Source organism: Vasconcelosia minhoensis LEGE 07310 (genome assembly GCF_015207255.1).
Classification (GTDB): domain Bacteria; phylum Cyanobacteriota; class Cyanobacteriia; order Phormidesmidales; family Phormidesmidaceae; genus Vasconcelosia; species Vasconcelosia minhoensis.
The window spans coordinates 32,756-43,214 of sequence record NZ_JADEXG010000047.1 but is presented as its reverse complement, the minus strand read 5'-3'; the positions used below and the strand labels follow the sequence as shown (position 1 = coordinate 43,214).

The following is a 10,459-nucleotide window of genomic DNA, read 5'->3' as shown; positions in this document are numbered from 1 at the left end:
CCCATAGGCCACCCGCATCTGCTGCGCGATCGCGTCCCAGCTATAGCACTCTGCCGCATAGTCCCGGGCCTGCTGGCCGCGCTTTTGGCGCTCGGCGGGGTCTGCGATCGCTTGAGCCAACGCCGCCGCTAGCGGTTCGACCTCACAAGGCGTCACCCAGCCCGAACTGCTGCGCTGAATATCCGGCCAGATATGCACCTGGTCAGAAATTACTACCGGCAGTCCGGCGGCCATCGCCTCAGCCACGGCAATGCCAAAATTCTCGTAGTAGGAAGGCAGGACAAACAGGTCGGCGGCGGCTAGAATCTGAGCTTTCATTTCGCCGGTGACAAAACCGGTTAGCGTCGTGCAGGCGGCTAGCGATGAGGCCTGAATCTGCTGATGGATAGCCGCTTCGTAAGCCCGATCCTGGGGATTGGCGCCGCAGAGCAGAAAGTGAAAGCCCTGGCCCTGCTGCTGGACCTTTTCTAGGGCGGGAAGCAGCAGGTCGAAGCCTTTTTTGGGATCAATCCGCGACATAAATAGGACGATCGGTCCCCCGGCTGGAATTTGAAACTGCTGCTGGAGGGCTTTCCGGGCTGCTTCGCGGTCCGCCGTCGGCGGCAGCGACACGCCCAGCGGAAACACCCAGTCCTGCGTCTTCAGGCCAAACCGCTCGGAGACCTTGGCCTCCTGGGGGCTGGTGAAGTGAATTGCCGCCGCCCCGGCAATATTGGCCCGTTCGGCCAGGGAAACATAAATCTGCTTGAGCCGCCGTTTTTTCCGCAGGTCAGCCGGGTCAAGGGTGCCTAGCGGGCGCAGGATATAGGGCAGACCCCGCCAGCGAGCCACAGTCGCGGCGGCGGTGCTGACTGGGGAAAACAGGGCGTGGATATGGGCCACATCGTAGCGGTGGGCATTGGCCCAGAGCCAGTTCAGCAGTCCCACGGAAAACTTGTAGCGGCGGAAGGGCGAGCAGCGAAAGTAGATCACCTCGTAGCCGTCCTCGGCCATAGGCTGACCCAGCGGCACGTCCAGCGGTGGCTGATCGACATCGCCGTTGGCGTCGGTGGTCAGCACGGTCACCTGGGCATAGGACGCTAGCGCCGCAGACAGGCCCCGCACCATCTGGCTAGGGCCGCCATAGACTAGCGAGATAGAGGGAACAATTTGGAGAATTTTGAGCGGAGCGGTCATCAGGTTGCAGCCGGGTATGGGGGCCTAAGCGATCAGTTTTTCATAGAACTCTAGCTGCCGCTTGGCCAGGGCGCGATTCGTATATTGGGTCATGGCCCGGTCATAGCCCTGTTGGGCCAGCGCTTCGTGCCGGGCGGGCTGCTCCATCAGCTGGGATAGACAGGCGGCTAGGGCGTCGGGCTGGCCTTCGGGAAAAACCAGTCCCGCTTCGCCAATCACGTGGGGAATTTCGCCCGAGTCAGAGCCGATCACCGGCACCCGGCAGGCCATCGCCTCGATTAGCACATGGCCAAACTGCTCCTTCCAACCCGCGGCGGTGAGGGTCTTAAAATTGTAGGTAGTCTCCGACGGCAGTACCAGCGTCTGCATCAGGTTGATGTAGCGAGGCACGTCGTCGTGAGGGACGCTTTCCACCCAGCAGATGCGATCGCCAATTCCCGCCGCCTCTGCCTCCTGCGCCAATTCCTGCCGCAGCGGCCCCCGACCTAGCAGCAGCAGCTTCCAGCGTTTGTCCTGGAGCTGCGTCAGGGCCGTCAGCAGCGTCCGCAGTCCCTTTTCGGGGACAAACCGACCGACGAAGCCAATCACCCAGTCGTCGGGTTCAATCCCATGCTGCGCCGCCAGCTGGGGCTGGGGTTGGGGCCGGAACAGGCGCTCGTCTACGCCCAGCTGGGGCATGATGCAGGTGGGGCCGAGGTAGCCGCGATCGCGTAAAATATCGGCCCCGTCCTGATTGCCCACCAGCAAGCCATCCGTATGGCGAAGGTTGTACGCCTCCAGCAGCGAAACCGGGAATTTAAGCTGGTAGGGCAGGTTCCACCAGGTAAAGAAGACTTTTTTGGCCCTGAGCCCCAGCAGTCGGTTGAGCGTAATTAGCTCGGCATAGCCCAGTGCCTTAGCTCCCTGCTCGACTTGAATGATGTCAGGCCGAAAGCGGCGCAGCAGGTCTACAATCTCCAGTCCAAAACTGAGTAGGCCCTGATTATTCTGGCTGAAGTTGGCAATCGGGACAATCCGAAACCGGCCCTCCTCCCGGGGCTCGGGCTCAATCACCCGATTCTGCACGCCGCCCGGACTCCAGCGCTTTGGCACCACGACCGTGACTTCGACATCGGGCCGCAGCTGGGCCAGCGCCCTGAGCTTTTCGCAGTTGAGATCAACGATGTAGGTGTGGCTGGCAACCAGAACTTTCATAGCGCGAGGATCTCCAGAGATTAACTGGCGCTGACTTCGGGAGTCGCCGCAGCCACCGGCTCCATCGGCTGGCGGCTATAGAGACGCCCATCGCGCCCTTGAGCCTTGAGCAAGGTGCCACAGGCTTTGAGGAAGCCCAGGCTGTAGAAGCCAAAACGGCTGATGATTTTGATCGGCGAGCCGCTTTTATTGCAGGGCGGGTTGCCCAGGACGTGGCAGTCGAACAGGCTAGCCGATAGTCGGGCCAGCTGCCCCGGCGTTAGGTTTTTCAGCCCCAGCAGAAAATGGTTGTGATAAAAGGTGGTCTGATACTTGAGCGATCGCGTGCTGATATCGTGGCAGCCGCCGGTTTCTTCGCCCAGGTGCACCAGGTGGGCCGCCGGGTCGTACCAGATTTTGTAGCCGGTGGCGCGAATCCGCAGACAAAAGTCCGATTCTTCCCGCACCGCGCTGCCCTGGAAGCGTTCGTCAAAGCGCAGCCCGTGCCGCTCAAATAGCAATCGCCGGAATGACATATTACAGCCCCGCGCTGTCAGCACCTGTTGCGGCTTAACCGTATGCACCAAATCGATGTGGTACCAAGCAATGCCGGGATCCATCGCCGCCGGCGGCAGGGTTTCGATTTGCTTGGCCGACTGCGACTCCGCCAGCTTCATCCGGTCAAAGACTCGCCCCGCCACCGCGCCAATGTCTTCTCGATCTAAATAGTTCTGGGCATGGGCCTGGAGATAGCCGGGGGGAAGTTCCACATCGTCGTCGATAAAGAGCAGAATTTCGCCGTGCGATCGCTCAATCGCATAGTTCCGGGCACCGGGCAGGCTCGCCCAGTCCACCCGATAAAAGCGAATTTTTTGCTCATCCGTCAGACGCTGTAAATAGGCCGCTGTTTCGGGCTGGTGCTGCTGAGTCTGGTCAACCACAATCACCTCGTAGGCCGGGTAGGTCTGCTCTAGCACATTGGCGAGGGTAGAGCAGAGCACCTCTTCTCGGCCGTAGGTCGGCACAATTACTGAAATCAAAGGCCAGATCATCGCAGATACCATTGCAGTAGTTTATTCGACCGACAGGGATGAGACGTTTAGACAAATTCCGGCGTTTTCTTTCGCCGCCGCTTCAGCCTGGGAGACCGACCTTCAGCTTCAGCCCTGAACGCCTCAGCGGCCTCGCGCTCCTCTCGGTCAATTTCGGGCAGCTTGAGGGCAATGCCAGCGGCCAGCCAGTAATAGACCCCAACTGGGTCTACGTCGAGGGGATAGTAGTAGGGAAAATAGCTGATAAACAGGACGAATACCCACATCGAAGCGGCATAGCCCCGCAGGTATTTATCTTTGGTCGCTCGGTAGGCTCTGAAGGTTGAGATCGTCAGCGTCGTGTAGAGCATCAGCACCGCTAGCAGCCCTAGCGGCCCAATCTCATAGAGCAGCTTGGGATGATAGGTTTCGAGCAAAACCGTCTCACCAAAGGTTCGGGTTGCATTCGTGGCGCGTCCAACCCCACGGCCAAAAATGCCTTCTTGCTCACCCATGACCTGACCAAACTGATTCTGAATAAATCCGATCGGGGGCGAGGCGTTCCATCGGGACTGGAAGCTGTTAATCCGGGCTTGAACCACGTCGGGATTTCTCACGATTAAAAACGTCAGAATCAGCCCCATGACAATGGCGATTGGCACAAACCGCTTGAGATTGGCGATTTGGCCCGTCAGCACGCTGAGCAATACGATAGCGGATGGCACCAGCAGTAGCGCAATTCGCTGGCCTGAGATCACCGACATAATCATCACAGCGACGAGCGAAATTAGACCCAGCAATCGCCAAAAGGGGGAACGGTCATTAAAGGTCGTGCCAAAGCTGAAAAAAGCACTGGAAATCAGAAACCAACCCCACTGCCAGGGCGCGGCAAAGGTTCCCGGTAGCCGAATCTGGCCTTCCCCAGGGGCATAGAGGAGGGAGCCGCCGACCAAGCAGCGCGCTGCGGTAGAAGCCCTAAACAGTTCCTCCCCCGTTCCTGCCGTGGCAGAACAGATGCCCGTCTTCAGCATCAGGTACTGGATCATGCCGAGGCTGCAGGCGACTAGCACCAGCACCACTTGCAGCCGCAGCAGAAAGTAAAGGTCTTTGCTGGTGCGAATGAGGTAGTAGATGCAGGCAATCAGCGGCAGGTAGCCCAGCAGTATCTTGAGTCCTAAAATGCCCATGATAATGGGTTGCTCGCCCTCCGATTGAAACTGCTGGGGCGCATTCACCAGCAGCAGGGTCAGCAGCACGAGCGTTAGCAGCAGCCCGAGCGGCAGCTTAATCGCAGCCGGGATGACGAGCGGCAGGCGATTCTTGCGGCAAAATTGCACCACGCCAAGCAGGGCTGGAATATAAAAGAGGTCTTTGGCCAGCTGGAGAATAGCGCTGCCCCCCAGGGCGTAGACCACCGTACCGGCAAACGGAACGTAGATGATCAGGGCATAGAGGGCCTGACGCTGATACTTAAAAGACAAAATCAGGCTGGACAGCGCCGCTACGAGGGCAATCCCAAGCTTCGGTTCGACCAGCAAGCCCACCACCAGCCCCAGCAGCGTTGTCCCAAAAACGGTCGAGGCAATATCTTTAATCACCTGCTGCCGAGCGCTGGCCGCTGCTCGTTTTTGCAGCATTTGCGCTTTCGGACTAAGCGTCTCTGTCTGGCCAGCTCGATCCCGGGTCCTACGTTTTTTGGACCGTTTTTTAGCCTGCTTTTTAGGAGGTCGCTTTTTAGCCATATTGCCGCTAAATGAAAGAGCCTATACAAATTTACCCAAAAGAGCCGTCATTCCTCAGATTCTACGGAGGTTAGACATCAGGCTGTACAAAAACTTGTCAAATCGCTCGGCATATTTTCAGGAACTTCATCATCGCCCCAGTCGGTTGGGGATATCTTCGCAGCCGCCGGGGACGGTGGCTCGGGTTTTTTCTCCGCCCCAGGCACAGCAGTAGCGACGCTGCGCCTCGGACATGCGCTCAGCGGCGGTGAAGTCAGCCCCTTCTACGACTGCACCCGAAAACTCACCGGTACTGTGGTTGGGCGGCTGGCTGCGGGTGCGCGGCGTCGCGGTTTCAATATCGCCATGGAAGAGCTGGACGCCAAATAGGTCAGCCCCAACAAACTGGGCATCACAGAGAATCGTCCCGGCAAAGTTGACCCTGACCAGATCGCAGCCGGTGAAATTAGCCCGAATCAGATTAGCTGCGCTCAGGTCGATCCACCGCAGGTCGGTGCCTGACAGGTCGCTAGCGGCCAGCATGACGCCAATATCGATGACGCGGGTACCGTGCTGCCGGTCTTCGGCATACCCACCCGCACCGTCGAGGATGGGGCGACCTAGACGGCGATCGCGGGCCAGCGGCGTCAGCAGCTTGGAGCGGGAGAGGAAGCGCAGCACCTTGGCCTTGCCGTTGGCGTCAATGCTGCTGAGGATTGCCGCCGTCCGGGCTTCGGCAATCACTCGCTCCTGAGGCCAGTCTTCGAGTAGCCCCTCATCGTCCAGCACCAGCTCTGAAATGCCCTGGAAATAGGCATCGATCGTCTGCTGCTGGGTAATCAGGTTTTGCTGTAGGGTCAGGTCGCGGGAGATAATGTACTGCCGCCAGGCCACATAGACGGCCAGGATAGCGATAAAGATTTGGCCAATTGCCCCCAGAAAGTCCCCGATCGAGCCGACAATGTCCCAGCGGATGCTGCTTTCCCACTGGATTACCCGCTGATTCAAGCCGCTGATCTTGAGCAGACCGACCAGCCCCAGCAGCAGCGTCGGTACGGCGACGAACAGCGACTGCTGCCGCGGCGAGAGCTCCCGAGCAATTTCCTGAAAGGTGGGGTTGAGCAATCGTAGCGCCACCCCAGACGCGCCTAGGGAGCCCACCAGGATCAGCCAGAAACTGTTGAGCCACAGCCCCAGTAAAACGACTAGCGCCGCGGCGATCGCGACTAGATTAATCGGCGGCTGACCAGCTGGAAAGCGATCGCGCGAGCGGCTGAGCTGAGCTGAGCGCGAACTGCTTGGGGCAACTGCATCAAAAGCCTCAGCGTGACTGGAGTCCGCGCCGATGCTATCGGCCGAGCCAGCGGCCGATTCGGGGGGAAAGTCGGGGTCGGGGTTGTAATCTAGAGTGAACGGCTCATCGTAGGGCGATCGCGACCCGTTCTCCGATCCATGCTGAGGGCGGGGTGTAACCCACGGGTTGGCCTCGGCTGATGGGAGCTGCTCTTGGGGCTGGCGCGAGCGGTTTGATTGGGATGGGTCGGAAGCCATAGCTTGGGATTACCGCTGTCCAGATTGGGCCAGTGGGCAGACGTCTCACAGAGAGTGTACCCGAAAGCTCCGGTGCTTGGTGGATACCTATGGGTCAGTCGTGGCAGCGATGGCTCCATTTAAGACGCCAGTCGCCAACAATAGATGGTGGAGATAAATTGATGACAACAACTGCTCTGATTTTGCTAGCGGCCTTCGGCGTTTTGGCCTGGGGCTTTGGGCGGGCTCGCCCCTACGGTCGGATAGGCATTTTGGCCTGGCTCCAGTCGGTCGTGTTGATGACGCCGTGGCTGCTGTTTTTTGGTCTGTTTGCGGCGGGCATCTATCTCAATCTGGTCTGGGTGCTGGCTCTAGTCCTGGTCTCAGCCGGTCTCTACATCTATTTAGGTCGGCTGCTGCGGGCGAGTGGTCAGGACGAGCTCGCCACCAAGCGAGCCGAGGCCCTAGCCGCGAAGGCCATGGAAAGCTCAACCGAAACGCCGTCAGCCGATCCTTCAGCGCTGGAGAATGAGCCGAGTTCAGCGGGAGTGGAAGCTGAGCCGACTGAATCCCTTAAAACTGACCCTCCCGACGCTGAAGCAGCGGTACCAGCACCGATACCCGCTGAAGACCTGGCGGCGATTGAAGGAATTTTTGGCATTGATACATTTTTTCGCACGGAAACGATTCCCTACGATCAAGGCGCTATTTTTAAGGGCAACCTGCGCGGTCAGCCGGCTGAGACGGCTGAAAAGCTCAATCAGCTGCTGGCCGAACGTTTAGACGAGCGCTATCACCTATTTTTAATCGAGGGACCAGAGGGCAAGCCGGTCGCGGTTGGGCTGCCGAGCACTGCCGATCCGCAGCCGACGACGCTGGGCCAGAAAATTCTGGCTGGGGTGCTGGCGATCGCGACCTTTGCGACCTGCCTAGAAACCGCTGGGATTATCCAGGAATTTGACTTTTTCCGCCAGCCGCAGCGGTGGCCCGAGGCGCTTCCCTTTGCGCTGGGGCTAGCCGCAGTTTTAGTTGTCCATGAGGTTGGTCATCGGCTGGTCGCTGAGCGCTACGATATTCGCATCAGCCCGCCGTTCTTTCTCCCTGCCTGGCAGCTGGGGTCGTTTGGCGGGCTGATGCGGTTTGAGTCGCTGCTGCCCAACCGTTCGGTGCTGTTCGATATCGCCTTTGCGGGACCCGCAGCGGGCGGCCTGCTGTCCCTGCTCTTTTTGCTGGTGGGACTGGTGATCTCTCACCCCGGCAGCTATTTTCAGCTGCCGGCCGCCTATTTCCAGAGTTCTATCCTGGTCGGAGCATTGGCTCGCGTCGTGCTGGGCGATGCGCTACAGCAGGCCGTCGTCGATGTCCATCCGCTCACCCTGGTGGGCTGGCTGGGCCTGGCGATTACGGCCCTCAACGTGATGCCCGCCGGCCAGCTAGACGGCGGCCGCATCGTCCAGGCGATCTACGGTCGCAAAACTACGGGCCGGGCGACGACGATCACCCTGATCGGGCTGGCCCTCGTTTCGCTGGTCAATCCGCTGGCCCTCTACTGGGCGATTCTGATTCTATTTTTGCAGCGGCGGCTGGAGCGCCCCTGCCTAGACGACCTGAGCGAACCCGATGATGCCCGCGCTGCTCTTGGGCTGCTAATCCTATTTCTCATGCTGGTGACGCTGCTCCCCCTGACGCCGAGTTTGGCCGGACGGTTAGGCATCGGCGCGACTTAGGCGACCGTCGGTTATCCCGCCCGATCTGACCTGGTAGAGCAGAGGCGGAATTGTTAGATTAGTCACATAAGTATCCGGATTGCTGATGCGATCTCGGTCACTTTAAACCGTCGCTTTAGCCCCCAACCGCGTTAGCCATGACCTACCAAACCCTAGGACGTTGCCTCCGACGGCTGACCGCAGCCATGCTAGGGGCTGCCTTAGTCGGGCTGCCTGCTGTGGCCCAAACCGCAAATTTTGCCGGGGTGACCCTGGCCCGGGGGGAAGCGGCTGAGCCGTCCCGACTAGCTGGATTCACCGCTGGCTCCTATCGTCTATCAAATCTGTCTGCCCGCGATCGCGGCGGCAATCTCTGCCTGGGCTATGCCGATACCACGCCCGATCATATCCTTGTCCTGGAGCAGGATTTCCCGAATTTGACCATTGCTGTCGATAGCGGTGGGAATGACACAACGCTGCTGGTTCAAGGGCCAGACAGCGTCGTTAGATGCAATGACAATGCCAGCCGCCGCGATCGCGATGCCAGAATTAGCGATGCCGACTGGCCCGCTGGGATCTACCAGATCTGGGTTGGCACCTTTGACGCCGGGGCGCGCTATGACTATCGGCTCAGCGTGGGCGAACCCTCCCCGCCGCAATAGAGCCCCTGAGTCCGCACCCCAATAGCGTTAAGATAAGTCTGGTTGATTTTTATTAATCGCCGTCAGCCGATTCTGACTAGAGGAACAACCTGTGTTCAAAGCCCTAGCCAAAGATTTCCGAATTATTTTCGAGCGCGATCCGGCCGCTCGGAACTGGCTAGAAGTTATATTTTTCTATCCCGGCTTGCAGGCCTTGCTGCTGCATCGCATCAGCCACGCATTCTGGACCTTGGGACTGCCCTTCTTCCCTCGGATGCTTTCCCATATCGCCCGGCTGCTAACCGGAATTGAAATTCACCCCGGCGCAACCATTGGCTGCGGCGTCTTTATCGACCACGGCATGGGCGTCGTCATTGGTGAAACCGCGATTATTGGGGACTATGCTCTGATTTATCAGGGCGTTACTCTGGGCGGCACGGGTAAAGAAAGCGGCAAGCGCCACCCGACTCTGGGTGAAAATGTCGTCGTCGGGGCGGGTGCTAAGGTGCTGGGCAATATCCTGATCGGTCATAACGTGAGGATTGGGGCAGGCTCCGTTGTGCTGCGGGAGGTGCCCTCGGACTGTACGGTGGTCGGCGTTCCGGGCCGGGTGGTCTACCGCTCGGGCGAACGGGTTGACCCGCTGGAGCATGGCCTGCTGCCCGACTCTGAGGCCCGGGCCATTCGCGCGCTGCTTGACCGGATTGAGGATCTGGAGCAGCAGGTGGGTGAGCTCCAGGCTCAGCAGCCTGATCGCCTTGACCGTTCTCACCGTCTAGTGACTGCGGGCGCGAACTCCCAAGTCAGCTATAGGCCGCTCGGGGATGACAGTGACTGCTGTCGGATTGGCGATCGCGCCATCGAAGAATTTTTAGACGGCACGGGTATCTAAGGATTCACGGCGCGGCTCATCCAGGTTTGCTTCAGCTCATAAATACAGCGGTTTTGAGGGTCGCCCTGCAGCTCCAGGTGATCGACGGTCTCAGGCGCCAACAGCAACAGGCAAAACTGCGGCAGCGGCTGGTTCGGATCTGGCTGCGGTGGCTCAAAGGCGGCTTTCCGGGCTCTCTCATGCTGGGGATGGGGCCAGGCAAACTGCTTTCGGGCGCTGCCTGACAGGTTCTGCCAGAGCGCATCGCGAGCGGCGGCGAGGGGCGGCTCGGCCGTATCTCGGTCAACCAGCGTCAGCCGACCCAAAACTCGAAACTGCTCCCGCGTTTTCGTAAAGTACCAGCAGACTTCTCCCCAAGGGCAGGCTTCGAGCTGATGAATTTTCTCACTGCGGCGGTCCACGGCAAACTGGAGGCAGTCGCTGTCTTCTAAAAAACCGCGGAAAACGACGGTCCGGTTAGCGGGCTGCCCCGACCCGCGAACCGTCGCAAGCTGAAGATATCGCGACTCGGCCTGGGCTCGATTGCGATGCAGGGCACGGGCGACCAGCGGCCGCCAGGGGGCTAAATTCATGTAAATAAGTCAGGGAT

At 59.5% G+C, this 10,459-nt stretch carries 9 protein-coding genes; 3 read left to right on the top strand and 6 right to left on the bottom strand.

Going from position 1 to position 10,459, the window contains the following annotated elements; genetic code table 11:
- The 5 genes from hpsP to IQ241_RS17715 form a co-directional block, all read right to left on the bottom strand.
- Positions 1-1,176, bottom strand: a 1,176-nt coding sequence (gene hpsP, locus IQ241_RS17735; RefSeq protein ID WP_193909732.1) for a hormogonium polysaccharide biosynthesis glycosyltransferase HpsP, incomplete at its 3' end; no start/stop codon positions are given.
- Between the two features lie 24 nt (positions 1,177-1,200).
- Positions 1,201-2,370 carry a hormogonium polysaccharide biosynthesis glycosyltransferase HpsO gene (hpsO, locus tag IQ241_RS17730; protein WP_193909730.1) on the bottom strand — a complete coding sequence of 390 codons (1,170 nt, stop codon included), beginning with the start codon at positions 2,368-2,370 and terminating at the stop codon, positions 1,201-1,203.
- 20 nt (positions 2,371-2,390) lie between these two features.
- Positions 2,391-3,401: a hormogonium polysaccharide biosynthesis glycosyltransferase HpsN gene (gene hpsN / locus IQ241_RS17725; protein WP_193909738.1), complete on the bottom strand. Its 1,011-nt coding sequence runs from the start codon at positions 3,399-3,401 to the stop codon at positions 2,391-2,393.
- 47 nt (positions 3,402-3,448) lie between these two features.
- Positions 3,449-5,122 carry a hormogonium polysaccharide biosynthesis protein HpsL gene (hpsL, locus tag IQ241_RS17720; protein WP_193909728.1) on the bottom strand — a complete coding sequence of 558 codons (1,674 nt, stop codon included), beginning with the start codon at positions 5,120-5,122 and terminating at the stop codon, positions 3,449-3,451.
- A gap of 129 nt (positions 5,123-5,251) precedes the next feature.
- Positions 5,252-6,652, bottom strand: a complete 1,401-nt coding sequence (locus IQ241_RS17715) for a pentapeptide repeat-containing protein (RefSeq protein ID WP_193909726.1) — start codon at positions 6,650-6,652, stop codon at positions 5,252-5,254.
- A gap of 161 nt (positions 6,653-6,813) precedes the next feature.
- Here IQ241_RS17715 and IQ241_RS17710 point away from each other — a divergent pair, with 161 nt between their 5' ends.
- From IQ241_RS17710 to cysE, 3 genes are all read left to right on the top strand, one after another.
- Positions 6,814-8,358, top strand: coding sequence for a site-2 protease family protein (locus IQ241_RS17710; RefSeq protein ID WP_193909724.1), 1,545 nt, complete (start codon positions 6,814-6,816; stop codon positions 8,356-8,358).
- Between the two features lie 137 nt (positions 8,359-8,495).
- Positions 8,496-8,999, top strand: a complete 504-nt coding sequence (locus IQ241_RS17705; RefSeq protein ID WP_193909722.1) for a hypothetical protein — start codon at positions 8,496-8,498, stop codon at positions 8,997-8,999.
- Between the two features lie 91 nt (positions 9,000-9,090).
- Positions 9,091-9,870, top strand: a complete 780-nt coding sequence (gene cysE, locus IQ241_RS17700) for a serine O-acetyltransferase (protein WP_193909719.1) — start codon at positions 9,091-9,093, stop codon at positions 9,868-9,870.
- Here the strand turns inward: cysE and IQ241_RS17695 are convergent.
- Positions 9,867-10,442, bottom strand: coding sequence for an Npun_F5749 family FMN-dependent PPOX-type flavoprotein (locus IQ241_RS17695; protein WP_193909716.1), 576 nt, complete (start codon positions 10,440-10,442; stop codon positions 9,867-9,869). The genes cysE and IQ241_RS17695 overlap by 4 nt on opposite strands.
- Between the last annotated feature and the right edge of the window lie 17 nt (positions 10,443-10,459).

Coding starts and splice junctions, on each gene's coding strand:
- hpsO (WP_193909730.1), bottom strand. CDS start 2,370: ATGAAAGTTCTGGTTGCCAGCCACACCTACATCGTTGATCTCAACTGC.
- hpsN (WP_193909738.1), bottom strand. CDS start 3,401: ATGATCTGGCCTTTGATTTCAGTAATTGTGCCGACCTACGGCCGAGAA.
- hpsL (WP_193909728.1), bottom strand. CDS start 5,122: ATGGCTAAAAAGCGACCTCCTAAAAAGCAGGCTAAAAAACGGTCCAAA.
- IQ241_RS17715 (WP_193909726.1), bottom strand. CDS start 6,652: ATGGCTTCCGACCCATCCCAATCAAACCGCTCGCGCCAGCCCCAAGAG.
- IQ241_RS17710 (WP_193909724.1), top strand. CDS start 6,814: ATGACAACAACTGCTCTGATTTTGCTAGCGGCCTTCGGCGTTTTGGCC.
- IQ241_RS17705 (WP_193909722.1), top strand. CDS start 8,496: ATGACCTACCAAACCCTAGGACGTTGCCTCCGACGGCTGACCGCAGCC.
- IQ241_RS17695 (WP_193909716.1), bottom strand. CDS start 10,442: ATGAATTTAGCCCCCTGGCGGCCGCTGGTCGCCCGTGCCCTGCATCGC.